A 25,027-nucleotide genomic window follows, 5' to 3' on the forward strand; every position below is an offset into this window, starting at 1 on the left:
CCTGTATAAAAAGTCGTCTTTATCTTATAAAGGTTGCAATTAAAACATTATCAAAAATCATTTCATATTCATTAAGATGAATCATCCCTTGAACGGAATCGTTTAAATACAAAATTTGATTATCCCCATTATGTCTTAGTTCAAATGGGTAGGTGCCAGAACTGGGCCCAAAATATTCTCGCTTTCTTTTAATGTGTACTTGATTGTTGATTGTGTCAAAATCCCAAGTAATAACACCTTTATTATAATGTGAAAATTGGCCCGTAAAACCTCCGCCATAACTGGTAAGACTCCAAGTTCCAGAAATAGAGTTCCTTTTGTTTGGAACTACCTCGTCATTACTAGAACAATTAATGAGAAAGACTGAAAAGATAGAAATGAATACACTAAAAAATAATCTTGTTCTCATCTTTTATTATTAAACATAAAGATGAATTTATAGCAAAAGGTTGCGCAATTTTAAAGGGAATAAACATCAATATTTTTCTAATTTTAAATTTTGTCCTTCGAAAACGGCATAGGTGAAATAGTTTATCCAATCGCCTGTATTGGTATATTTAGAATTTTCCGATAGGCTTATTTCTAATGGTAAATGCCTATGGCCAAAAATAAAATGGTCATAATGTTCCGTCTCTAATTTACGCTTGGCGTATTGCACCAACCATTCATTTTCCTCCCCTAAAAATTTGGCGTCATCATCGCCGGAAATCAATTTATTCTTTACCGAGAAGTATTGTGCCACCTTTACACCTAAGTCTGGGTGCAGCCACCTAAAGAACCATTTTGCAACAGGATTTGTAAAAACCCTTTTCATACGCTTGTATCCTTTGTCATGAGGACCAAGGCCGTCACCATGACCTACAAAAAATGAAACTTCATTGATTAAAAATTGTTGGGGTTTGTGAAAAACAGGAATATTCAGTTCTTCTTCAAAATACCCGTCCATCCACAAATCATGGTTACCTACAAAATAGTAAATTGGGATTCCGGTATCGGATAATTCTGCCAATTTTCCAAGGGTTCTAATAAAACCTTTGGGAACTACGGTTCGGTATTCGAACCAAAAATCGAACAAATCACCCAACAAAAATAGAGCGCCTGCATCGGTCTTTATTTCATCTAGCCAGGCTACGAATTTTTTTTCCCTCGGAAAACTTGCTTCTGAATTTGGAGCTCCCAAATGATTATCGCTGGCGAAGTAGACTTTTTTGCCTTTAGGAAGTGCTATAGTGGTCATTGACAGTAAAGATATGAAATGTTCATTCTTAATTGTCACTTGCGTACCACTCCGCAAAGGAGGTGTCCGTTTCCTGTAATTTTAAGGAAAACAATTGAATGTTCTTTGGAAGTCTGGACTTGATTTTTTTTGCAAAATCTATGACCATGTTTTCACTGGTGGGTTGATAATCGGCTAGGATAACGTTATGCCCCCGATTCGTTAACTCCTTTGCCAAATCTACATGGGGCGTGTTTTTATTGAATACTGTGGCATGATCAAACTTATCCACTATTTCTTCCTTAACTATTTTTTTTAGGTCACCAAAATCTATGACCATACCCAATTTTACATGGGATGTATCCGAAATTGGTCTACCTATAACCGTTACCGAAAGTTTATAGCTATGTCCATGTACATTTCTGCACTTGCCATCATAACCATATAGTGCATGACCTGTCTCAAAATTGAACTGTTTGGTAATCCTAATATTTCCCATTATATGCTATTGATAGTGCAAAGGTATTCAATTTGTAAAACCGACCACTTTAAGAACTACATTTGTCGGCTTTTTAACTGAAATCAAATGTCCGGACTGGCAGAACAATTAGAGTTTGCAGAGAACCCTTTATTTGAAAAACTTATTGCCGATATCTTGAGGGATGGGTATAGTATTTTGGATGATTTTTTCCCTATTTCAACAATTGATGGATTACGGTCTGACCTATTGTTTAAGTATGAAGATGACCTTTTTAAGAAAGCAGCAATCGGAAATAGAATAAACGAGGTGATTAAGACGGAGGTTAGGGGAGATTTTATTCTTTGGATGGACGAGAAATCGGTAAATAAAACCCAAGAATCTTTTTTTTCGAGAATTAATGACCTATCCAACTATCTGAATAAAACCTGTTTTTTGGGAATACTGAAAAAGGAATTTCATTACGCGGTGTATCCTGAAGGTAAGTTTTATAAAAGACATTTAGATACTTTTCAAAATGATGACTGTCGCAGACTTTCGGTAGTCTGCTATCTAAATGAAAATGACTGGTTGCCTGAACATGGGGGAGAGTTAGTTCTTTACCTGAAAGATGAAAAGGGGCTGGAATTTGAAAAAACAGTTTTCCCGTTGCCAGCAAGAGCGGTGATTTTTGAGAGTCAGAAAATAGAACATGAGGTAAAACCCGCAAAGAGGGAGCGGTTAAGTATTACCGGTTGGTTAAAGACAAGATAGTTTCTAACGCCTAAACTTGCGTCTGGTTCGTACTCTATTAACGAAATAAATAACCACTACAAATAAGGCGAGCAGTGGAAAGACAAGGTCTCCGTTTAAAAACTGTAGAATATCCATTTAAATCAATTTATCAATACAACGAATGTGACTAGGTCTTATTGCCTACTTTTTAAATTTCGAAAGAGCATTTCTGGTGAAGTCCGAAAGCACCAAAGTCCCGGTAATTGCGGCACGTTCTACCAACAATTGTTCCCAATGTTCCGTATTTTTCCAAAGTACTTTTTTCCACTCGGTTAAACCCTCTGGGTTATAGGAAGCCAATTGATGAACAAAAAAATCGAGTTCCTTGTCCAATTCAGAAATTGAATCGAACACTTTGCCAAAGAGGCCTTTCTCTTGGGCCCAATAGGCGTTTTTCCATTCGGTGGGAGCCAAGGACAACTCGGAAAGTGCACCAACACCTATCTTACGTTCCACGGCAGGGGCTATGACTAAGGGAGCTATGCCAATACTTAACTCAGAAAGTTTTATGGATGCATTTTCGTGGGCATAAACGTAATCGCATGCTGCAGCTAAACCTACACCACCACCTACGGTTTTTCCTTGAATTCTTCCCACAATCACTTTTTTACAGGTTCGCATGGCGTTGATAACATACGCAAAACCACTGAAAAACTCCTTTCCCTCTTCTAAGTTCGATACAGCCATTAATTCATTAAAAGAAGCTCCTGCACAAAATGTCTTATCCCCTTCGGACTTCAGCAGAATTACATGGACGTCTTCATTTTCGGATAGTTCGTTAAATTCCTTTGCGAGTCTTTCCAGTAAAACGGCAACAAAGGAATTACTTGCCCGATGGCCAAACTCAATGGTAGCTACCTTGCCGTTGATGCTCGTATATAAACTTCCGTTCTCTCTATCGGTCCCCATAGTATATCATTTCTATCAAAATTAGTGGTTTTGTAAAAGGGGCCGAAACTTTCTTCTGAATTTAAAAACCAAAGCTCCTCCCCGGATAAGCATCCAAATGGTAAATGCTATCCAAATGCCCAGTAAACCCCAGTCTAACCATTTCCCTAAAAACAAAACGGGCACAAAACCTAAAAAAGTCGCTATTAGAAGGGTATTCCTCAAGTATTTCATTTCTCCTAATCCTTTAAAAACACCATCCAATACAAAAGCAATAGTGTTTAAGGGTAGCCCCAAGATTATAATATAGAACACACTATAAAAGGTAGTTAAGACCAGCTCCTCATTCGAGAAAAGGTTTCCTATTGGTCTGTAAAAGAGGAAGGAAATTCCCATGAGGACCAAACTTACATATAAGCCATACTTCACTATTTTTTTGGCTAAAAGCCATAGACCATCATAATTTTTTTCACCTAAGAGCCGGCCTCCCATAATATTGCCTGCAGCACCATATCCATCTATAAAAAAGGCTGAAAAAAGCCAAAGGTTTATAGCGATGGTATGAGCCCCTATAAATTTATCTCCCAAAGCGGTCGCTTCCCTAACCGCTAATATTAGTGCAGTATTCAGTGCCAATGCCCTTACGAAGAGATTTAAACTCATAACCACCAATCGACCTAACTCAGGATGTATCGGAAAGGTTAACCTCAAACTTATTTCGGTCTTTTTCCATAAAAGCCATAATGCCATTACGGCCATTACGGACTGGGAAATTAAACTTGCCCATGCCGCTCCATCTAAATATAATGGCTCCAAGAAACCTTCTATGCCATAAACGAGTAAAAAATCCAATAGTACATTGAGCACTGCCCCTGTAATGGCAATCAGCATTGGCCAATAGGTGTTTTGTAACCCCCTGAATATACCCATGACCGCAAAAACAAAGAGCGTTAATGGAAACCCCCAAACCCGAATGGAATAATAGCTGATACAATACTCCAAAATTTTTCCTGAAGCATTTAAAAGCTCGAATATCTCACGAATTATAAAAACGGTAGACAATAAAATGAGAACACTTAAGGCAATGTTCAAGAAAATGGCCTGTGCGGGTAAGGTTTTAACTTCTTCTAACCTCCCTGCGCCTAAATATTGTGAAATAATGGCTGATATAGCACTTCTGGTTTGGCCCAAAACCCAAATAAGCATGGACAAGAATGACCCCACGATACCTGCAGCTGCGAGAGATTCGAGTCCGTCCACGGGAATGTTCCCTACAATGGCCGTATCCGTAATGGAAAGTAAAGGTTCCGCTATGCCGGCAATTGTTGCTGGTATGGCCAGGCTGTTTATTTTTTTTAAGGTAACGCTCGTTTTCAAAATAATTTTAAACTACAAGTTCATAGCAATGAAAAGGATATGTACTTTGTTTAGGAAAATAAATATCTTCCAGCTTTTTATATCCTCTCGCTTCGTAAAATTTCTGATTTCGTTTGTTTTGACTAAATGTGTCCAACCTTACGGAGATAAATTCATTCGCTATGGCAAATTTTTCTGCATAATCCATCAACTTTTGGGCATATCCTTTACCCTGCAGATCAGGGTTCACGGCAAGCCTATGTACGTATAGATTTTTGGTGTTTGGAGTTAACCAGTTTACATTTTCATACTCTTCATCCATTAAGGTAGAGATAACTATACAGCCTATAATTTTATCGCTCTTTTTCAGGACATATAACTCATTTCTATCAACATCCTCCAAAAATTGGGCTTTTGATGGATATTCCGTTGTCCATTGAAAAATGTTCTTAGACTCCATATGAACCCTACAGGCCTCTGTCATTATAAGAATATCAGGAATTTCAGATATCTTTGCAGGCTGAATCATAAAACGATTTATTAAAATTGTAAATTTAGAGGAATAAACAATAAAACAACCATGAAGAATATTCTTGTTCCCATAGGCACGTCACCTGATGCCAGCGAAACCTTACAATATGCTGTGGACTTTGCAACCGATTTTGGAGCTGCGGTCTATGTAATGGAAGTATTTAACGTTACTTCAAAAGCAGGAACTTTAGCAAATGTATCTGAGATAGTTGCGGAAAGCGGTAAGGAACGTTTAAAAGGAGTCATCGCTCAAATAGATGCCAAACAGATTGATATAAAAATAGCTTCCTATAATGGGGAGTTGGTAGATGGCCTTAAGGAAATAGATAAGGAATTAGGTATCGATTTGATTATACTTGCTCCACGAAGTAATGACATTCAAGAGGAAGTATACCTAGGTTATACCTCCGGAAAAATTGTGAAGCAAACTAATATTCCTACTTTGGTAGTTCCTAAGGGCACCCCTTATAAAGTGTTTGACAATGTCTTGGTTGCCTTTAAATCAGGCATATTGAAGCGAAAAAGAATTTTGAATCCATTGATTACAATATCCGGAAAGCATCGGTCGAATGTAAATTTACTATTGGTGAAAACACCGGGGTATTCCGATGATGATTTGAAGATAAATACAGCACTCATGGATATTAGCTCCCAGCTCACAATTACTGAAAATGCTTCTACCTATTTGGGTGTATTGGAGCATTTCCAATCCAAACACCCAGATTTACTGTGTGTATTCAGAAGAAAAAGGGGATTTTTTAAGAAACTTTGGGAGAAAAGTACCATTTTAAAATCTGAGTTTTCTGTTCGCATTCCAGTATTGATTTTGAGTACGAAGAAAGATTAAGTTGTATTTTGATACCTTCTAAAAAAGTATTTTCTTTGACGGGCTCAAAAATGGGGGATTAGCTCAGTTGGCTAGAGCGCTTGCCTGGCAGGCAAGAGGTCACCGGTTCGAATCCGGTATTCTCCACCAATAAATACAGGGCTTCCAAGAAATTGGAAGCTTTTTTGTTTTAGTGTTGCACGCAGATTGCATGCATTTTATTTTTAATGCTTTTTTATAAACTAAAAAGCAAAAATAACATTGAGGGCATAACGGCTTCAATGGTCATTTAAAGATTAGTTTCTTAGAATAAGATGAGTAAAAGCATAAGATGAAGGGCACTATAGCCTTGAATTCTTAAGTAACAATAATTCCTTATTTAATAAAATCCCTTGATTTAATCAGTTCAGTTAGTAATTCTGTTGTATTGCTGCTGAATATCAATCATATTGGGAAATCGAATATAAATCAATAGTTCTTTAATAGGAACAGCTAAAGAGACTTACTACATTTTCTAAAGAGCTTTGTAAAGCGGCCTTTTTTAGGGACTTTCTTACATTGGAAAATCATTGGACTAAATTGCATATTTTTAATGTTCGTGTAATGGATATATTAACCATGCGAATTATATCCCTACGTCTCGAATTGCATTCGGCTATGCCGACCTGAAATGCTATGTTTCGATACTCGAAACCCCGCATCACAGGTTATGAAATTCAATGGAAGCAATTTGACCAGACATTCATAAAGGTAATTTCAAAATGACAAATTACTTAGTATATCAAGGATTATGGACACAGGAACGATTGTAATCATACTTCTACTGGCTGTTGGCTCAATACAAGGATTAATTTTTGGATTTATCCTTTTAAAATCCACTAAATATAATAGGTTCGCTAATAGAATATTAGCAATTATTTTAATTCTACTCTCTTACCGTCTTTGTGTTCAAATAATGAGGTTATTTGGTTTGGGATATTATGATAGCTGGTATTATATAATGATAGACATAAGTTGGGTCTATGGTGCGCTTATTTACTTTTACACAAAAGCACAAACACAATCCAGTTATAAGTTTTCAAGAAAAGATTGGATACATTTTCTTCCTGTCATTATTCAAATATGCTGTAGTGTTTTTGTAAGACTTCAGAATTTATATTGGGATGGTACAAAAGAAAGTTTGTCGTGGTTAGGATATTATGGTTATGTACTATGGATGAACAATTCAACCATTTATATAGTGGCTAGTATTTTAATTATTGTGTATGCCTACAAATCTCAAAAACTGTTGAATTCAGTAAATGAAAAGATTGAAATTAATACTATTAAATTGGCCTGGATTAAACGTATTATAAAATCATTTTTGGTCTATTTCTCATTAGTTTTAATTGTTCTTTTAGTTGACCTAATAATTTATAAATCTGCAAACGATGGTTCTTATTTTTACTTTACACGATTTTATTACTATCCTTTCTTTATAGGGATTGCCATAATAACATATTGGATAGGATTAGAAGGTTTTTCTAGACGAAACGACCCAGAGCTTACAATTAAGACCATTATTAATCCTGACGATTTAGAACGACTTAAAGACATATCTAGAAAGCTTGAAAATGCAATGGAAAACGATAAGTTATTTAAAGACCAAGAGCTTTCACTCAATAGTATTTCAGAACAGTTAAATATTAAACCGTACCTCATTTCAAAAAGTCTAAGTGAGGTTTATAACAAACGATTTAATGACTTTGTAAATGAATATAGAGTAAAAGAAGTACAATCACTTTTGCAAAATTCCAATCATTCAAAATATACTTTGCTGAGTATAGCTATGGACGCAGGTTTTAATTCAAAGTCTTCATTTAACCGCGCTGTTAAAAAGCAACTCGGCATTTTACCAAGCGAATTAAAGACTAAAAAGTAAGGTGTCAATTCTCATAATGATACTATTTTAATGCACTAACTAGGTTTCAATTTGCCATTTGAAACTATTTTTCATTATCAAAAATATAGGTTTGTGTCAAATCAAAAAATCTATAAATATGAAAATTATTAATGTATTATTATTTAGTTTATTACTGTCAATTCCTAGTAATATGCGAGCCCAATCCACAGATATTGACTTAAATGTTTTAGTTGGTAAATGGAAACTCGATATGAGCCCACAGGATAAAACAGATTCAAATTTTGCTATGATGAACATCACTAAAATTGAAGGCAACACATTAAAAGGCGAATTTTATCGCGAAGGTGTAAAAATCAGAAATGCTCAAATCAACACGCAACTGGAAGTTATATATGGTGCTTTAGTTTCAGGTGATAACTCAGGTATTTAGAATACTACTTTCTATTATAAAGATGGTATGTTGCAAGGCACGACACACTCAATAGATAAAAATTTTTTAGCAGTTTGGACAGCAACAAAAAGTAATTAAAAGCCTATGAAATCTAACCTATACTTAATTGCACTTATTTCTATTTTAATAAATTGCAAATTGGCACAAAATTCAGCAACAGAATTTGTTCCGACTTTTTCAGTTTCTAAAAAAACTACTCATAAAATTCCTGAAGGACAAGACTATACTTTTGGATATTTAGAAGTTCTCGAAAACAGAAATAACCCTAACGGAAACAGAATAAAGTTACCAATATACATTTTCAAAAGTCGAAGCAAAAACCCAAAACCCGACCCCATTTTATATACTGTTGGTGGTCCTGGTTATACTTCTATGCGTGCATCAAAATATATGGAATACTACAAGTATCTTGATGATAGAGATTTTATTTTATTCGAGCAAAGGGGTACTCAATACGCAAAACCAAGTTTAGATTGTCCCGAATGGGCGCATGCGGTTTATGAATCTAATCTTCCTAATTTCGACACTACCAAAACCGATAGCCTTTTCCAGAAAGCAGCCAAAATATGCAACGAAAGGTTACGAAAGAATGGAATTGACTTAAACAGTTACACAACTAACCAAATTGCTGCCGATATTAACGACTTAGTAAATGTATTGGGAATTGAAGAATACAACTTGCTTACTATGTCTTACAGCACTAAAATTGGACAGGTTTTAGTACGAGATTATCCAGATAAAATTAGGAGTGTAGTAATGGATTCACCGCTTCCATTAGAAGTTAATTATGATGAAGAAAGCGTGAACAATCTTTTAGGGGCATTAGATAAATTACTTAGTGATTGCCAAGCAGATTCTGATTGCAATAATGCGTTTCCAGACATTAAAAGTCGCTTTCTCAAATATTTGGAAGAAAAAACAATTAATCCACTTGAGGTAAAAGTAGAAAATCCCAAAAGTGGCGAACCGGAAACTTTTTATCTCAAAGGAAAAGATTTAACAACCGTTTTCACTTCAGCTTCTACGGGAAGTGTACCTAATATTCCATTCGAAATAAACAAACTACTTAATAATGATTTAACTTCAGTAAAAGAAAGACTTCAATATTTATTCCAAGAACCTGGTGGTGGAATTGGAAAGGGAATGCGCTTATCAGTTTGGTGCGCAGAAGAAAATCCATTTAATTCTCAAGAAAAAATCGCTCTCGAAACGAACAAATATCCAGCAGTTAAGGGGTTATCACCAACCGTATTTGGTAATGAAATATGTAATATTTGGAATGTTCAAAAAGTTTCAGAAATCGAGAATGAGTCCATCAAAAGTGATATTCCAACTTTATTAATAAGTGGAGAATATGACAATGAAACACCCGTTAAATGGGCTAGATTAATGACAAATAATTTAACGAACAGCCATCACTTAATTTTTAAAGGTTGGAAACACGGCCCAACTACTTATTGGAGCAATCCATGTGCTATGCAAGCTGCGAACGAGTTTTTTAACAATCCGACTTTTAAACCAAATCCAGAATGTTTTGGACAAATAGAAAGTCCTATATTTAAAACTGATTAATAACTGCTTACAAGCTATATATAAAACCGTCACATTATTTTTTATTGTGCCATAAAACGAACGATTTTTGGGACTCATATTTGCAATTGAACTTGGTGGGAGACAAAAATTGGTTTATCAGAAAGTAAGTCATCTTACTTTAAGGTCATTTATAAAAGCGATAGGAAATTGATCAACAGTGAAGTTTTCGAATGTATTAATGATTGAAATATGATTAATATAATAGTTAAGATCTAATCCTGCCACCCAGACAATTTGAAATTAAAGTCTGAAAAATCAGTGTTTTAAATTTTTTAAAACTACCCAACCCCCAACGTATCACGCTATCAGCGAGCCTTAATCGCTTGCCTATTCGCATTCTTTTATTACGTATACCCTGTATTTATTGGAGTTCAATATCTTTTTCAGTTAGCTAATATTCAATGGGGAGCGTTAATTTCTCTATAATATAGATTCTTGACTTTCAATTTTTAAACGTAGTTCTCGATTAATTGATTTTTCGCAAAATTTAACTTAATCTGTTAAGTAGTTTGATCAAGATGGTTGTTTAAAAAAATGTATATCAATCGGTATACTCGATTTTCATTAAATAAAATTCAAAACTGATCTGACCAAAATGCGCATCAAATTCTCAAAACGTTTTACGTTAGTAGGGGCTTTTGCCCTTATATTTATTTTCCTTTCATTCTTTCTTAGGCTGGTATTTTTGCTATGGAATTTCACTGAAGTCGACTTTGGATTAATTGGACTGTCTACCTTAATTTTAATTGGATTGTTTTATGATATAGGTACAGTTTCCTTTTTTGGGGCAGTTGCCGCCCTTTATTTTATGGCCATGCCCAAAAGATTTATAGGTTCCTATATTGACAAAATAATATGTTATTCCGGTTTCGCAATAGGTCTTTTGATTATATACTTTTCCTTCTTTGCTGAATTTACATTTTGGAGTGAGTTTCATAGGCGTTTCAACTTTATAGCTGTGGATTACTTAATATACACATACGAAGTAGTTAAGAATATTAATGAATCTTATCCATTGCCATTTCTAGTTGGAGGTGTTTTATTATTGGTCATTTTAACGGTTTTTATTTTAAGCAGATATAAAATTTTCAATCAAGCTTTTAGTAGTAAGGATAACTTTAAAAAGCGTTTAATTCCAAGCTTGGCCATTTTTGGGATAATGATATATTTTACATTGTTCGTTAAGAACGAGCATGCAGAAATCTCCGAAAACAGATATAATAATGAGTTGGCCAAGGCCGGAATCTATTCATTTTTCGCTGCCTTTAGGAACAATGAACTTAGTTACAAAGAGTTCTATAAAACCATTAATAATCAGGAAGCCTTTAAAGAGGTCAACAAGAAAATTGCGACCGATAGTACTTATTCCGATTTATACAGTTTGAGAAGGTTTATAGTTAATGATGGCGAGGATAGAAAACCTAATGTAATTTTTATATGTGTTGAGAGTTTAAGCGCTAAATTTTTAGGTGTATTTGGGAATGAGGACCAACTTACACCAACTTTAGACTCACTATCTGGAAAAGGGCTGTTTTTTGACAATTTATTTGCTTCAGGCACCCGAACTGTAAGGGGTATGGAAGCGATTTCACTTTCCATTCCACCAACACCCGGAAGAAGCATTGTTAAACGCCCTAAAAATCAAAACTTATTTACCATAGGGGAAGTGTTCAAATCAAAAGGCTATAGCCGAACTTTTTTTTATGGAGGTGATGGCTATTTTGATAATATGGATAAATATTTCAGTGGGAATGGTTTCGATATTGTTGATAGGGGAAGGGGTTTCCTTCCCTCTGGGGATATAGTTACGAACCGAAAAAATATTGATGATAATGAAGTGACTTTTGAAAATGCCTGGGGCGTATGTGACGAAGATATTTATAAGAAAGTAATTAAGGAGTCTGATATCTATGCGGCAAGTGGAAGACCATTCTTCAATTTTATAATGACTACATCCAACCACAAACCTTATACTTATCCTAAGGGCAAAATTGATATTCCATCTGGGTCAGGTAGAAATGGCGCTGTGAAGTATACGGATTTTGCCATTCGCAAATTTTTAGAGGAGGCAAGGAAAAAACCATGGTTCAATAATACAGTCTTTGTTATTATGGCCGATCATTGTGCAAGCAGTGCGGGGCGTTGGGAGTTAGATGTGGCCAATTACCACATACCTGCAATGATTCTAAACCCCAATATTACCAAAAACGAACATATTGAAAAACTCTGCTCCCAAATCGATATTTTCCCAACTTTGTTCGCCCAATTAGGTTGGGACTATGAAAGTAATCTATTTGGCAAGGATGTATTTAAAATGAATAAGCAAGATGAACGGGCATTTATTGGTAATTATAGAAAGTTAGGATTATTAAAGGGCGATGAGCTCATGGTCCTCGGAGACCAAAAAACGGCTAATTTTTATCATTGGAATAAATCGGATAATAGTTTGGAGGCGTTGCCTTCCAATTCCGAATTTTTAAAGGAATCAATATCCTATTTTCAGGTGGCCGATTATTTGTACAATAATGATGGGTTAACCATAAAAATGAACCCATGAAAAAGGTTCATTTTGTAGTAAACCCAAAAGCGGGCAAAGGAAAAAGTAAAATAAGCGAAGAATATTTACTAAGATTCTTTAATAAGTACAACTATAAAATTGTAGTCAAATATTCCAATTACAAGGGACACGCTAAATTTTTAGCAAAAGAATCGGTTGTTGAGAAGGCTGATATTATAGTCGCTTGCGGTGGAGACGGAACCATAAATGAAGTTGCATCAGCAATTGTAAATTCCCATATTATCTTAGGTATTGTCCCTATAGGATCTGGTAATGGATTGGCTTCCAACCTAAACATACCCAACGATACAAATAAGGCCATTGCTCTTATCAAGAAAAATAAAACCTCACGTATAGATATCGGTAAGGTTAACGATTCTTATTTTTTCAGCAATATGGGAATTGGTTTTGATGCTGCCGTAATCAATTCTTACCACCTAGGAAATAGACACCAACTTCTGGGTTATTTAAAGTCTACAGTAAAAACGTTTTTTAACTTTAAACCCTTGCAGGATATTACCCTGGAACTGGCCGGAAAAACTAAAAATATCAACCCGTTTTTGTTCTTTATATCCAACTCCAATATGTTGGGCTACAATGTTTCACTTACAAGAAAGGCATCTTTACAAGATGGACTTTTGGACATTGTTTTAATTGAACACGCCAACAAACTGAAAATCTTGTGGTTTGCTTTTTTACTGTTTATTGGGCAATCTCAAATAATAAAAGGGCTAACCTATAAGCAAGTCAAAACTCTAAAATTGCATTGTAAAAATGGAAGCTATAAATGGCTTATCCAACAAGATGGAGAACCATTGGTAGTGGAAAAAAACGAGATTGATGTTGAGGTATTGCCCAATGCACTAGAGGTCTTGGTATAATTTTTCATAGGTATTCCACTTATTTGATATTGTAAATTATTATTCAGTCTAGCCAATTAAAAATTAATCAATTCAGTGTTGTGTAATAAAGCATAAATAGTTGTTTTATTAATGAAAGTTCATTGATTTTATCAGTTAGTCTAAAATACTTCAGAACGGTATGCATAACTCTAGCGATATGAAGTTCATATGGAGTTTACTAATAATTGATCCTAGTAAAATATTTGAATAAAATGAGGGAATCTCAAAGACGAAACATAAAAATAAGCGCAACCCAAAAAGTAAAATTAAAATAAGATGAAAAAGCGGATAATATTAATGTTCATCCTGGCAATGACTATCGGAAATAGTGTTTTTGCCCAAGATTGGCTCAAAGATTTTTCCAAAGCGAAAGAATTGGCCAAAACAGAAAACAAATCCATTGTTTTGGTATTCCAAGGTTCGGACTGGTGCGCTCCTTGTATCAAGTTGGACAGAAGTATTTGGAGTTCCGAGGAGTTTAAAACGTATTCAAAAGAGCATTTCCTTATGGTGCAGGCAGATTTCCCCAGAAAAAAACAAAATGCACTACCTAAAGAACAAGCAGATGCAAATGCCAAATTGGCCGAGGCCTATAACAAAAACGGAGTTTTTCCCTTAGTTGTCGTATTTGATAAAAACGGTAAGTTATTGGGCGAAACTAGTTATAAGAAAATAACACCAAAGGAATATATCAGTTTGTTAGAATCTTTTACACTCTAGATTTTGAAAAATTGGGCTTACTTTATACTATTTCACTTCATATGTATATCGGCAACATCACAACAAGTCTATCCACGCACTTTAAAGTTAATGGGGAACAGGTTCGATCTAACCGTTGTGGCAGTCGATTCAACTTCTGGCAATAGCTTCGTTAATGAAGCCATCGCGGAAATATCAAGAATTGAACGTTTGATATCCTCGTGGGACAAAAATTCACAGACATCGGAAATCAATAGAAATGCAGGTGTAAAACCAGTTATTGTTGATGACGAATTATTTCTACTTATTAAACGAGCTATAAAAATTTCAAAATTAACGAACGGTGCTTTTGATATTAGTTATGCATCCATGGACAAAATCTGGAAGTTTGATGGTTCTATGACCGAAATGCCTACAAAAGAAAAAATCCAAAAATCAGTTGAAAAAGTCGGGTATGAAAATATAATCCTGAACGCGGAAAACCATTCCGTTTTTTTAAGGCTCCCGGAGATGAAAATTGGTTTTGGCGCTATTGGCAAAGGATATGCTGCTGATAAGGCGAAAGCATTATTACAAAATAAGGGTGTAGTTGCGGGTATTATCAATGCATCTGGAGACTTAGATACTTGGGGCAAACAACCAAACGGAGAAGACTGGACGGTAGCCATAGTTAACCCTTTAAATAAAGAAAAAGTTTTTTCGTGGATGCCCATCCATAATAGTGCAGTAGTCACATCTGGTAACTACGAAAAATATGTAAGATTCCATGATATTTTATATACTCACATTATTGACCCTAGAACTGGGTATCCTTCAACTGGAATTTTAAGTGCAACCATTTTTACAAAAACAGCAGAGTTTGCCGATGCATTGGCAACATCACTTTTTGTAATGGGTGTAGAAACTGGGTTGGATTTTATAAATCAACTAAATGGTGTTGAATGTATTATCGTAGATAAAGACAATAAAATTATAACCTCAAAAAATATTGAATTAAAACAACTTGAAAATGATTAAAAAAGCATTGTTAATAGTAGTTATTCTTACCTCATTTAGTTCTTGCGTGGTTGTTAAAGAATATGAAAAGGTTAACCTAAATGATCCGGATATGGCCTTGTCACAAAAGAGATTTGATCGGTTTCAAACCAATTTTCAAGTATATAGGGAAAGTGCTTCTGGAGCCAATGGTGGTAAGTCTGGTGGTGGTTGTGGCTGTAATTAATTTGTTATAAGCATAAGATTTTGAAAAATTTATTCATAATAGTGGCTATATTTTCCTTAGGAAAAATAATTGCCCAGAACGATTCAAGTAAAGAATATAAAAAGCGTGTTTTGGAATCTGCGGAAGTAGATTTTTTGTCTAGTTATTATGTTCAAAATGGAAAAAATGCTTCAGTAACCGGTGGTATTGGTAATGAACATCTTACAGATTTTACACCTACAATTGTAGTAAGTATCCCATTAAATGAAGATGATATACTCACTGTAGATGCAGGTATATCTACGTATACATCGGCATCTTCCAGTAATGGAAATCCTTTTGACAGAAATATACAAGTTCCAAGTGGAACTAGAATTGTCACAGGAGCTTCTTCGAGTTCCAAAGAAACTACGTATACGAATGTATTTTCACCTACACCATGGGCAGCTTCAACGGGGGCTTCCCGTCAAGATACTTGGGCCAGTTTTAGTTTGGATTATTCACATAGTTCAGATAACAGAAACACTATTTGGAATGCAGATGCATCCGTTGCAACAGAATATGACTATTTTTCCATAGGTTTTGGAGGAGGATTGTTAAAGCAATTCAATGAAAAAAATACCACATTAGGGCTGAGTGCAAAGGTGTATTTAGATATATGGAAGCCCGTTTACCCCACTGAATTAAAAGCTTATGAGGCTGTAAATGGAAATTTGAATTTAGGATTTTTTAGTGGAATAACCATATACGATCAAAACGGTAACGAAAGTACAAATTGGAGTCCTATAAGCGGATTTAGTCTGATTCAAGATAAATCTCGTAATTCCTATTCAGCATCAATTAGATTTTCACAAATATTAAGCAAGAATGCTCAGATATCTTTCTTTTTAGATGTAGTAAAACAACAAGGTTGGTTATCAAATCCTCTGCAAAGGGTATATTTTGGTGATATCCCAAATTACTATATTGGTAATCCTTCGAGTATACCCAATTACACTTCCTTTACTAATAAGGATGTTTTTCAGTTGGCCGATGATATAGAAAGAATGCCCAATAGCAGATTTAAAATTCCAATAGGTATGCGTTTTAATTATTACATAAACGAATACCTTGCCCTAAGAACTTATTACAGGTATTATTTTGATGATTGGGGAGTAAATTCGAATACGGCAAATTTAGAAGTTCCAATTAAAGTTTCTGAAAAATTTACGTTCTACCCTGCATTTAGGTATTACAATCAGACCCATGCGGATTATTTTGCACCATACGAACAAAATTTATCTACGGGAACTTACTATACCTCAGATTATGATTTGTCAAAATTTAGTGCCCAGCAATACGGTTTAGGTGTGGGGTATACGGATATTTTTACAAAATACCATCTTTTAAAATTTGGGTTAAAAAGCATCAATTTAAGATATAGTGCATACCGTCGTAATTCTGGTTTTAAAGCAAATATTATTACCGGGGGTTTCACATTCGTATTGGATTGAAACGGTATTTAATTTATAAACAAACGGTTTCAAAATTTTAATCCCATTCTATTATGAAGAACCTTATACTAGCAGTCTTTTTGATAATTTCCAGCGTTACTGTAATGGAATCTCAAGATGTAGAACCAGTAACATGGGAAGTTTCTGTTTCAGAAATATCCAAAAATGAATTTAATATAATTATCCAGGGTAATTTACTAGATGATTGGCATTTATTTTCACAATTTACAGACGAGGGGGGCTCGTTACCTGCCAAATTAAATTTTATTAATTCCGGGGAGAACTATCAGTTAATCGGCCCTACTACGGAAGGTGACACTTTTAAAGCTTACAATGACATTTTTAATGTAGAAGAAACCTATTTTATCAATGAGGCCAGGTTTACTCAAAGGGTTAAATTATTAAATACCGATGTACGCCAGATTAGTGTAATTCTTAGTTATCAAGTCTGTAATGAAGTTTGTTTAAATAAGGAGAAGCAATTTAATATAGGACTTGATGGTGGAAACGCGACTATGGATACTGTTGTCCTGGACGAGAAGAGTGAGGTTTTTTCAAAGGCATTGCGCCTTGATCTAAAGAACAAGCAGTTGCTCCAATCTTCTGCTACTCCTTTAAGTAATGATAGTAGCCTGTGGAAAATATTTGTTCTAGGTTTCCTTGGGGGGTTGGTAGCATTGTTGACGCCTTGTGTGTTTCCTATGATTCCGCTTACGGTTTCGTATTTTACCAAGCAATCCGGTTCAAAGGTAAAAAGCACTATGAACGCTATGACCTATGGTCTTTTTATCTTTTTAATTTACCTCGCATTGAGTATTCCATTTCATTTCTTGGATTCGGTGAATCCAGAAATTCTTAATACCATATCTACCAATGTGTGGTTGAACATTGCATTCTTTTTGATTTTCGTGGTGTTTGCATTTTCCTTTTTTGGGTATTTTGAGTTAACCCTTCCACATAGTTGGTCCAATAAAATGGATTCATCTTCTAACATTGGTGGTATTTTGGGCATATTTTTTATGGCATTGACCTTGGCCTTGGTTTCCTTTTCATGTACAGGGCCAATTTTGGGATCACTTTTAGCAGGTTCACTTTCTGCAGATGGGGGAGCCATGGAACTAACGGCAGGTATGGGAGGATTTGGTATTGCCTTGGCCATGCCATTTGCCTTATTCGCACTCTTCCCAAAGTTATTGGTTTCCCTTCCAAAATCAGGAAGTTGGTTAAATACGGTAAAAGTTGTGTTAGGTTTTATAGAGCTTGGAATGGCCTTTAAATTCTTGTCTAATGCCGATTTAGTGAGCCATTGGGGATTGTTGAAAAGAGAAGTGTTTATTGGAATTTGGATAATTTTATTTGTGTTATCGGCCCTATACTTCCTTGGTATAGTTCGCTTTCCTCATAAAAAGAGAAAGAAACTTAGTTTTGGCAACATAGCAACGGGAATTATTATAGGGGGCATTATTATTTACCTTAGTTCCGGGCTTCAGAAAAACGCTCCATTAACACTGCTCAGCGGTTTTCCGCCACCATCTTTCTATAGTCTTTACGACCAGGAATACGACTGCCCTCTAGGACTTGATTGTTTTAAGGACTTCGACGAAGGTTACGCCTATGCCAAAGCAAAGGATAAACCAATCTTGTTGGATTTTACCGGATGGGCATGCGTTAACTGTAGAAAAATGGAAGAAAATGTTTGGAGTATTCCCAAGATTCATCAAATTTTAAAAAATGATTTTGTATTGATTTCATTGTATGTTGACGACAGAAAACCATTGGGCAAACTTTCAGAATTTAATTATAAAGTTAGCGATACGCACTTAAAACTAATCAACACTGTCGGTGACAAATGGGCAACTTTTCAGTCTATAAACTTTAAAACTTCCTCCCAACCTTATTATGTCACATTAAATCCAAATCTTGAGTTGTTGAACCAGCCAATTCAATATTCCGGAATAGAAGAATATTATTTGTGGCTAAAGAGAAGTCTAGACAAAACGAATTATTGAACCCGGCACAAAAAATCCAATTTTATAGTTTTCTGATACTTAAATATGCTAAAACCCATTGATTAATGCGTAATAGTACCACTATAGTTGTTATATGGTTAATGATGAATTGTATAACCTAATTACATAATTTATTTTAAAGTTATTCTGCTATCATCACTTAGAATCCATCACTCATAATGAGTTTTATTTTACGAGGACTATATATTTAAATTTATTACCAATCTTTAAAATAATCTTTATGGTCAGTGTTGAAAATATTCCATCTAATTATTGTTTTGCCGGAATAGGTATGTTATCTATCTATGATAGAAAAACTACGTCTAGAAAGCCTATTATGCTAGAAATGCCCATAGCATGTAGCCTATCTGTTGATGGGGGATTATTATTCTCGTTCAAAGAAAAAGACTTTATTTTTGAATCTTTGGAAGCAAGACAAAATCTCAGAAAAGAATTTGGTTTAGGGTTTAGTCCATTTACACCACAAGATTTTTTTAACGGTCGCTTTATGGACGACTTCGCATATGATGAGCTGACCGAAACCATAAGTACTTTTATTATCGGTGGGGATTTAACATCGCTCGGAAAGGCTCGTCCAGCCTCCTTTATTGGTAATATAAAGATGATCGACGACTTAATTCACTTAAACACCAATTTTACGTTGAGTAACTACGAGTTTTTAAACTCAAAGCCAGAATATCTTACAAAGTCTGGGAAATCGAAGCTGGTCGAATTTGAAATAGCTTCTAAATTAGTGTTTACCGCCTAATATATTTTCTATTGGAGTACGCCTCATAAATAGCAATTCCAAATAAAAAAACACTAATCACATTCTTTTTTGAGCTTTAATTCATTACTCCCTGATTCAATTTCTATTCGCGTACCATCATCTTCATCATTAACTTCAACAAGGGTCCATTGGATATTGAGTCCGGTCAATGGAGAATCCATATTTAATACGAGGAGAGATAAATTATCATTGCTTTGGGATGTTATTGACCAGGTACCTGTAACAGTAGTGTCCATATTTTCAGCCAAAATGGTGCCGTCCATATTAAAGCTAAAACTATAGGTGCTATAGGAGCTAGTCTCATTTTCACCATCCAGCGTCACTTCTTCTGCGGACCAATTGCATACAGTTAACAATTCCGTAAACTGAGATTCTGTGAGGTTAATTTCATCCTCATCCTCCTCATCCTCCTCGTCATTATAATCAAAATCATCCTCTTCGTCACAATCATCTTTTGCTTCGGTAATAATATCTTCAAGTGAAATTAAATCATTGATTTCTAATTCGTTACCGTTGAATAGTCTTACAAAAATGGGAAATTCCATATTTATTACAAGCGATACGTTCAAACTATTTATGAGCTCGAACAATTGTTTGTCGTTGGCAATTGAAATACGATTGGTCAATTCAGTATTTATATCGAAAGTCGAGGCGCTGATAGGATATTTAAAATCGATACACTCAATATCATCATCCTCAATATTTTCTCCATTACATTCACTGGCCAAATTACTGAGTTCATTGTTGTCAGTGATTTGTAGTTCGGAGAAATCATTTTTGATAATTGTAATGGGAAATGTGATATTTAAAATATCCTCATCCGATGTAAATGCATCGAAAATATCTTCGATTCGATTAAAATCAGCCTCAGATTCAATTGTCATTTCCTGTCCGTTGGCCTCCACATTTATAGGTAATTGAATATTGAAGCAGTTGGCCATGTCCAGAATATTGTCATTGGAACCATCGTTCATCGAAACACGAAGCATTAAATCCGCAATTTCTGTATTGGCTTCAAGTGACTTTTCTTTTGGCCCTTGCTCAAGCTCATAACTTTCCTTGTTGCAGGAGATAAATACCTGAATGAGAAGTAATACAAAAAGGCTCCAATAGCGAGTTTTCACAGATAAATTTTTTAAATAAGACCGTTGAACATAGAACAACTAACTTAGCCAATTTACGCTCATAGGACTATTTTTTTTACATTTATCCGATTTTAATTAACAAAAAAATGCCCAAAGATTTAAACGAGAATGTATGTGATGATGAAATTTTCGCGGGTATATATAAAAAACTTTCCAAAGATTTACTAGGGTTCTTGTACTATAAATTTAACGGGCGTGCGGATTGTAATGATAAAATGCAAGAGGCTTTTATTAAACTATGGGATAATTGTAGGACCGTAAGTCCCAGTAAGGCAAAAGCCTTTCTATTTAAGGTAGCCAGTAATATGATGCTGAACGAGTTAAAACATGAAAAGGTTGTATTGAGGTATGCAAAACAGAAACCAAAAGATATTAATATCGAGACACCTCAATATTTATTGGAGGAAGAAGAATTTCTAAAAAAATACCAAGTAGCCCTAGCCACATTGACCGAAAATCAACGTGTGGCCTTTTTACTTTTTAAGGCCGATGGTAAGAGCCAAAAGGAAATAGCAGAAATGTTGGGTGTTACGAGAAGAGTGGTAGAAAGCAGAATATTCAATGCTTATAAAAAATTAAGGAGTAGCATGGACGAGTTTAAGTAGAGCGACGCGTAAAAATTGTTTTTGAGTTGTTCTATTTAAGTAGCAGAAAATATATGGAAGAAAATTACCTTATAAAAAAATGGTTGACCGGCACACTTTCTAATGATGAATGGGAAGAATTTAAAAAGCTGGATGACTATGAATTACATTTAAAGTTGGGCGAAAAGGCCAAGTATTTTAAAGCCGAGGAATTTTTGAATCCTGCGGATTTTGATATACTAAAGGAAAGGATGAAGTCTAGACCAAGGCCAACGCAAAAGTTTAATACATATAAGACTTTAATGCGATTTGCCGCCTTATTGGTAATTGCCATTGGAGTCTACTTTGCTTTCAATTCTACTAATTTAACAGAAATAAATACTGGAGTGGGCGAAAAAACTACGGTATTTTTGCCAGATGCATCTGAAGTTTTGCTTAATGCCATGACCGAGATTGAATTCAATGAAAAGAAATGGGACAAAAAAAGAGAAATAAAACTATCGGGAGAAGCCTATTTTAAAGTAGCCAAAGGCGAAGTTTTTGATGTGCTTACTTCGGAAGGCAAAGTAAGTGTTTTAGGTACAAAGTTCAACGTAAAAAGTAGGGATGGACTTTTTGAGGTTGTTTGCAATGAAGGCAGTGTTGGCGTTGAATACCAAGGAGAGTATGAGAAATTGCTTCCTGGCCAATACTTGCATGTTTATGACGGTGGAATAGCTATTGACAAGATTCCAAATGTTAAACCACTATGGCTTAAAAATATTAGTAACTTTAATAAAGTTCCTTTTTCTGAAGTGATTCAAGAGCTAGAAAGACAGTATGGTATAAAGGTGGAAGCCAAGAACGTTGATTTGAATCATGTTTTTAAGGGAGGATTTACGCATGATGATCTTAATAAAGCTTTGGAATCTATTACGTTACCAATGGGATTAACTTATGTTATCAAATCACCAAAACTGGTCGTTTTAAAATATAGTGAATAGTTGGAAGCTACTTTTCTTATTGGTATTCCTCCATATTGGTTCGTTTCTTCAGGGTCAAAATAAAGAGGAGAAGTTACCTCTTGCCCAAGTCCTAACAATTTTAGAAAGCCGGTACCGATGTCAATTTAATTATGTAGTTGAGACAACTGAAGGTATTTTACTTGAGGCACCTCCTAAACTTATGCCACTAAAAAAAGTAATTAAATATTTGGGTAAGGAGACGGAACTTAACTATAGAATAGTATCCCAGGGCTTTATTACTATAGAACCTCGAAAAACATTCGTTTTTTGTGGTCACCTTAAAGATGAATTAACTAAAGAACCGATTATTTCAGCTACGATTCAGAGTGATGACAGTGCAGTGATAAGCGACTCCTTAGGGTATTTTAAGATAAAGACGATTGACCGTAAGCTTACGATTCGGCATCTAGGGTATAAAACAACTATAATTGAAACAGATTTTTTTAATTCCGATGGCTGTTCAACTATTTATTTAGACCAACAAGACGAAAGACTTTCCGAAGTGGTTATTATGAACTTATTGACAAAGGGTATCAATAAGAAAAGTGACGGTTCTTATCTCATAGACTTTTCAAATTTTGGAATACTCCCAGGCCTTTTGGAAACCGACGCTCTACAAACCGTACAAGCTTTGCCGGGAGTGCAAAGTATAAATGAAACCGTGTCCAATATCAATATTAGAGGCGGGTCGAACGATCAAAACTTATTGCTTTGGGATGGAATTAAAATGTATCAATCGGGTCATTTTTTTGGTTTAATTTCCATTTATAATCCTTTTATGACACCCTACACACGCCTAATTAAAAATGGAAGTCAAGTAGACTACACCGATGGTGTTTCAGGAACCATAGAAATGGGAACTGCACGGGATCTTAACGATGAGTTTACAGGGAGTCTAGGCCTTAATTTCATCAGTGCGTATGGTTTCGCGGATATTCCTTTGGGTAGGCGCTCCTCTTTACAAGTAGCTGCAAGAAACTCCATAAGTAATTTAGTAAAAACCCCAACTTATAATTCATACGCCGATAGAATAATTTCTGGCACAGATCTACAATCAAATTTACAGTACCAAAAGGGTGCCGATATAGAGTTTGATTTTTATGACGCCAGCTTACGATGGCTATGGGAAATTAACGATAAAAATAGATTGCGTATCAGCTTTATGAATGTACGTAACGAATTTGACTTTAAGGAAGATTTTGTATCCGATGCTACACAAAACTTCAGGTCAAGCACCTTATTCCAAAATAGCCTCTCGCTTGGATTGCATTATAAAAGAAATTGGAGCAATTCCTTTACCTCTGAACTCCAAGCCTATGTTACGGATTATGGTCTTGAGGCAAAGAATCAAGACCGAATAAAAGACCAGCTTTTTATGCAAGAGAATCATGTCCTGGAAACCGGGTTAAAATTCAATGGTTTTTATACGATGAAAAATGGGCTAAAACTATTGACAGGTTACCAATTTACTCAAACACAAATAACGGATTTCGATTTTGTTGATGATCCAATATATCGTCTAAAAGTTCGAGAAATTATAAGTACCCACGGGCTATACGGGCAATTGCATTTAGAATCACAGAATAATTCAGCACAAATCAATATTGGTTTTCGATTTAATTATATAGATAAGCTGGATACTTACCGCTTGGAACCAAGAGTAAGCTATAACCAAAAGCTTTTTAAGCATTTTACCTTTGAGATACTTGGTGAAATGAAGCATCAGGTGACTTCCCAGGTCATCAATTTTCAAAGTGATTTTTTGGGGATAGAAAAACGCCGATGGCAGTTGGCCAATAATAGTGACATCCCATTAATTAAAAGTAGGCAAGCTTCAGCGGGTCTTCATTATGTAAAGAAAGGATGGTTGGTTAGCGGCGAGACCTATATTAAAGATGTTACCGGAATTACCGCTCAAAGTCAAGGGTTTCAAAACCAGTATGAATTTGTTAAGTCAATTGGGAGTTATAATGCATATGGAATAGATTTTTTAATTAGAAAGGAATGGGAAAAGTTTAATACTTGGCTAAGTTATTCCAACATGGAGAATCATTATAGGTTTGCGTTTTCAGAAAGGTCATTCCCCAACAATTTGGAGATTTACAATGCCATTACTTTTGGTTCATCCTTTAAATGGAACAAATTGAAATTGTCGGCAGGTTTTACTTGGCATTCCGGAAAACCCACTACGCTGCCAATTATAAGGGAAGAAATTGTAAATGGGCAAGTAAATTATGAACCTGCCAATAGCAGTGTGCTTGATGAATATTTTAGAACCGATTTATCTGCGCATTACCAGATGAATTTGTCAGAGCACGTTAAGGCGGATTTAAGTTTTTCTATTTGGAATATTTCAGGGCATAGAAATAATATTAACAAATACTATTATATCAATGACTCCGGTACTCTGCAGGAGGTAAACAAATATGGGTTAAACACTACGCCCAATTTTAGTTTTCGTTTGTCCTTTTAAACCTAATTTATAATGGCCATGAGCTCACGGTCCGTTATTGTCCACTTTTAATTTTAAAACGCTCTAGTCATTTTTTACACTGTTTGTTTTAAAAGTATGTATATCCCAGACTAAGCCTGTTATTTAAAATTCCAGATTGTTATTCATCGAATTA

General features: G+C 35.1%; 23 protein-coding genes and 1 tRNA gene. 17 read left to right on the top strand and 7 right to left on the bottom strand.

The window, feature by feature from the left end; genetic code table 11:
• Positions 1–19: 19 nt before the first annotated feature.
• The 3 genes from PP182_RS04665 to PP182_RS04675 form a co-directional block, all read right to left on the bottom strand.
• Positions 20–409: a hypothetical protein gene (locus tag PP182_RS04665; RefSeq protein ID WP_272650174.1), complete on the bottom strand. Its 390-nt coding sequence runs from the start codon at positions 407–409 to the stop codon at positions 20–22.
• A 66-nt stretch (positions 410–475) separates the two neighbouring features.
• A complete protein-coding gene (locus PP182_RS04670; protein WP_272650175.1) occupies positions 476–1,237 on the bottom strand; it encodes a UDP-2,3-diacylglucosamine diphosphatase in 762 nt (253 codons plus the stop codon).
• A 28-nt stretch (positions 1,238–1,265) separates the two neighbouring features.
• Entirely contained in the window at positions 1,266–1,715 is a 450-nt protein-coding gene (locus tag PP182_RS04675) for a 6-pyruvoyl trahydropterin synthase family protein (RefSeq protein ID WP_272650176.1), read from the bottom strand.
• 87 nt (positions 1,716–1,802) lie between these two features.
• Here PP182_RS04675 and PP182_RS04680 point away from each other — a divergent pair, with 87 nt between their 5' ends.
• Positions 1,803–2,447, top strand: a complete 645-nt coding sequence (locus PP182_RS04680; protein WP_272650177.1) for a 2OG-Fe(II) oxygenase — start codon at positions 1,803–1,805, stop codon at positions 2,445–2,447.
• 162 nt (positions 2,448–2,609) lie between these two features.
• On the opposite strand, the gene PP182_RS04685 is transcribed toward PP182_RS04680, so the two are convergent.
• Genes PP182_RS04685 through PP182_RS04695 form a run of 3 tightly spaced genes read right to left on the bottom strand, consistent with a single transcriptional unit; the run spans position 2,610 to position 5,241 of the window.
• Positions 2,610–3,377, bottom strand: coding sequence for an enoyl-CoA hydratase/isomerase family protein (locus PP182_RS04685; RefSeq protein ID WP_272650178.1), 768 nt, complete (start codon positions 3,375–3,377; stop codon positions 2,610–2,612).
• 21 nt (positions 3,378–3,398) lie between these two features.
• Complete coding sequence (locus PP182_RS04690; RefSeq protein ID WP_272650179.1) at positions 3,399–4,733, bottom strand: MATE family efflux transporter; 1,335 nt, start codon at positions 4,731–4,733, stop codon at positions 3,399–3,401.
• Between the two features lie 7 nt (positions 4,734–4,740).
• Positions 4,741–5,241: a GNAT family N-acetyltransferase gene (locus PP182_RS04695; protein WP_272650180.1), complete on the bottom strand. Its 501-nt coding sequence runs from the start codon at positions 5,239–5,241 to the stop codon at positions 4,741–4,743.
• Between the two features lie 51 nt (positions 5,242–5,292).
• Here PP182_RS04695 and PP182_RS04700 point away from each other — a divergent pair, with 51 nt between their 5' ends.
• From PP182_RS04700 to PP182_RS04760, 13 genes are all read left to right on the top strand, one after another.
• Positions 5,293–6,090, top strand: coding sequence for a universal stress protein (locus tag PP182_RS04700; RefSeq protein ID WP_272650181.1), 798 nt, complete (start codon positions 5,293–5,295; stop codon positions 6,088–6,090).
• Positions 6,091–6,142: 52 nt separating this feature from the next.
• Positions 6,143–6,219, top strand: a tRNA-Ala gene (locus tag PP182_RS04705).
• A 640-nt stretch (positions 6,220–6,859) separates the two neighbouring features.
• Positions 6,860–7,990 (top strand): helix-turn-helix domain-containing protein, encoded by a 1,131-nt coding sequence (locus PP182_RS04710; RefSeq protein ID WP_272650182.1) that lies wholly within the window; start codon positions 6,860–6,862, stop codon positions 7,988–7,990.
• Between the two features lie 118 nt (positions 7,991–8,108).
• The gene (locus tag PP182_RS04715) at positions 8,109–8,402 is read left to right on the top strand and encodes a hypothetical protein (protein ID WP_272650183.1); all 294 of its coding nucleotides are present in this window, start codon (positions 8,109–8,111) and stop codon (positions 8,400–8,402) included.
• A 105-nt stretch (positions 8,403–8,507) separates the two neighbouring features.
• Positions 8,508–9,995: an alpha/beta fold hydrolase gene (locus PP182_RS04720; protein WP_272650184.1), complete on the top strand. Its 1,488-nt coding sequence runs from the start codon at positions 8,508–8,510 to the stop codon at positions 9,993–9,995.
• Positions 9,996–10,611: 616 nt separating this feature from the next.
• Positions 10,612–12,573: an LTA synthase family protein gene (locus tag PP182_RS04725; RefSeq protein ID WP_272650185.1), complete on the top strand. Its 1,962-nt coding sequence runs from the start codon at positions 10,612–10,614 to the stop codon at positions 12,571–12,573.
• Complete coding sequence (locus PP182_RS04730) at positions 12,570–13,454, top strand: diacylglycerol/lipid kinase family protein (protein ID WP_272650186.1); 885 nt, start codon at positions 12,570–12,572, stop codon at positions 13,452–13,454. Before PP182_RS04725 ends, PP182_RS04730 begins: the two co-directional genes overlap by 4 nt.
• Before the next feature lie 297 nt (positions 13,455–13,751).
• Complete coding sequence (locus tag PP182_RS04735) at positions 13,752–14,195, top strand: thioredoxin family protein (RefSeq protein ID WP_272650187.1); 444 nt, start codon at positions 13,752–13,754, stop codon at positions 14,193–14,195.
• 3 nt (positions 14,196–14,198) lie between these two features.
• Positions 14,199–15,191, top strand: coding sequence for an FAD:protein FMN transferase (locus PP182_RS04740; protein WP_419197721.1), 993 nt, complete (start codon positions 14,199–14,201; stop codon positions 15,189–15,191).
• Positions 15,184–15,396, top strand: coding sequence for a DUF4266 domain-containing protein (locus PP182_RS04745; protein WP_272650189.1), 213 nt, complete (start codon positions 15,184–15,186; stop codon positions 15,394–15,396). The genes PP182_RS04740 and PP182_RS04745 overlap by 8 nt, the downstream gene beginning before the upstream one ends.
• Positions 15,397–15,416: 20 nt before the next feature.
• The gene (locus PP182_RS04750; protein WP_272650190.1) at positions 15,417–16,868 is read left to right on the top strand and encodes a DUF3570 domain-containing protein; all 1,452 of its coding nucleotides are present in this window, start codon (positions 15,417–15,419) and stop codon (positions 16,866–16,868) included.
• A 53-nt stretch (positions 16,869–16,921) separates the two neighbouring features.
• Entirely contained in the window at positions 16,922–18,877 is a 1,956-nt protein-coding gene (locus PP182_RS04755) for a protein-disulfide reductase DsbD family protein (RefSeq protein WP_272650191.1), read from the top strand.
• 241 nt (positions 18,878–19,118) lie between these two features.
• Positions 19,119–19,646 carry a hypothetical protein gene (locus tag PP182_RS04760; protein ID WP_272650192.1) on the top strand — a complete coding sequence of 176 codons (528 nt, stop codon included), beginning with the start codon at positions 19,119–19,121 and terminating at the stop codon, positions 19,644–19,646.
• 53 nt (positions 19,647–19,699) lie between these two features.
• Here PP182_RS04760 and PP182_RS04765 read toward each other — a convergent pair whose 3' ends face one another.
• On the bottom strand, positions 19,700–20,791 hold the full coding sequence (locus tag PP182_RS04765) for a hypothetical protein (RefSeq protein WP_272650193.1): 1,092 nt from the start codon (positions 20,789–20,791) through the stop codon (positions 19,700–19,702).
• 107 nt (positions 20,792–20,898) lie between these two features.
• On the opposite strand from PP182_RS04765, the gene PP182_RS04770 reads away from it, so the two are divergent.
• The 3 genes from PP182_RS04770 (at position 20,899) to PP182_RS04780 (ending at position 24,873) form a co-directional block, all read left to right on the top strand.
• The gene (locus PP182_RS04770) at positions 20,899–21,417 is read left to right on the top strand and encodes an RNA polymerase sigma factor (RefSeq protein WP_272650194.1); all 519 of its coding nucleotides are present in this window, start codon (positions 20,899–20,901) and stop codon (positions 21,415–21,417) included.
• Positions 21,418–21,470: 53 nt separating this feature from the next.
• Positions 21,471–22,379 carry a FecR family protein gene (locus PP182_RS04775; protein WP_272650195.1) on the top strand — a complete coding sequence of 303 codons (909 nt, stop codon included), beginning with the start codon at positions 21,471–21,473 and terminating at the stop codon, positions 22,377–22,379.
• A 181-nt stretch (positions 22,380–22,560) separates the two neighbouring features.
• Positions 22,561–24,873 carry a TonB-dependent receptor gene (locus tag PP182_RS04780; protein WP_272650196.1) on the top strand — a complete coding sequence of 771 codons (2,313 nt, stop codon included), beginning with the start codon at positions 22,561–22,563 and terminating at the stop codon, positions 24,871–24,873.
• The last annotated feature ends 154 nt before the right edge of the window (positions 24,874–25,027 follow it).

Origin of the sequence: Maribacter sp. PR1 (assembly GCF_028464145.1) — a bacterium.
In the GTDB taxonomy this organism is placed as follows: Bacteria; Bacteroidota; Bacteroidia; order Flavobacteriales; family Flavobacteriaceae; genus Maribacter.

Bases quoted from the DNA above. Each gene is read 5' to 3' on its own strand.
- PP182_RS04780 (WP_272650196.1), top strand. From the start codon at position 22,561: ATGCCACTAAAAAAAGTAATTAAATATTTGGGTAAGGAGACGGAACTT.
- PP182_RS04770 (WP_272650194.1), top strand. From the start codon at position 20,899: ATGCCCAAAGATTTAAACGAGAATGTATGTGATGATGAAATTTTCGCG.
- PP182_RS04680 (WP_272650177.1), top strand. From the start codon at position 1,803: ATGTCCGGACTGGCAGAACAATTAGAGTTTGCAGAGAACCCTTTATTT.
- PP182_RS04730 (WP_272650186.1), top strand. From the start codon at position 12,570: ATGAAAAAGGTTCATTTTGTAGTAAACCCAAAAGCGGGCAAAGGAAAA.
- PP182_RS04755 (WP_272650191.1), top strand. From the start codon at position 16,922: ATGAAGAACCTTATACTAGCAGTCTTTTTGATAATTTCCAGCGTTACT.
- PP182_RS04695 (WP_272650180.1), bottom strand. From the start codon at position 5,241: ATGATTCAGCCTGCAAAGATATCTGAAATTCCTGATATTCTTATAATG.
- PP182_RS04675 (WP_272650176.1), bottom strand. From the start codon at position 1,715: ATGGGAAATATTAGGATTACCAAACAGTTCAATTTTGAGACAGGTCAT.
- PP182_RS04745 (WP_272650189.1), top strand. From the start codon at position 15,184: ATGATTAAAAAAGCATTGTTAATAGTAGTTATTCTTACCTCATTTAGT.
- PP182_RS04710 (WP_272650182.1), top strand. From the start codon at position 6,860: ATGGACACAGGAACGATTGTAATCATACTTCTACTGGCTGTTGGCTCA.
- PP182_RS04760 (WP_272650192.1), top strand. From the start codon at position 19,119: ATGGTCAGTGTTGAAAATATTCCATCTAATTATTGTTTTGCCGGAATA.
- PP182_RS04775 (WP_272650195.1), top strand. From the start codon at position 21,471: ATGGAAGAAAATTACCTTATAAAAAAATGGTTGACCGGCACACTTTCT.
- PP182_RS04715 (WP_272650183.1), top strand. From the start codon at position 8,109: ATGAAAATTATTAATGTATTATTATTTAGTTTATTACTGTCAATTCCT.
- PP182_RS04665 (WP_272650174.1), bottom strand. From the start codon at position 409: ATGAGAACAAGATTATTTTTTAGTGTATTCATTTCTATCTTTTCAGTC.
- PP182_RS04720 (WP_272650184.1), top strand. From the start codon at position 8,508: ATGAAATCTAACCTATACTTAATTGCACTTATTTCTATTTTAATAAAT.
- PP182_RS04735 (WP_272650187.1), top strand. From the start codon at position 13,752: ATGAAAAAGCGGATAATATTAATGTTCATCCTGGCAATGACTATCGGA.
- PP182_RS04725 (WP_272650185.1), top strand. From the start codon at position 10,612: ATGCGCATCAAATTCTCAAAACGTTTTACGTTAGTAGGGGCTTTTGCC.
- PP182_RS04670 (WP_272650175.1), bottom strand. From the start codon at position 1,237: ATGACCACTATAGCACTTCCTAAAGGCAAAAAAGTCTACTTCGCCAGC.
- PP182_RS04700 (WP_272650181.1), top strand. From the start codon at position 5,293: ATGAAGAATATTCTTGTTCCCATAGGCACGTCACCTGATGCCAGCGAA.
- PP182_RS04685 (WP_272650178.1), bottom strand. From the start codon at position 3,377: ATGGGGACCGATAGAGAGAACGGAAGTTTATATACGAGCATCAACGGC.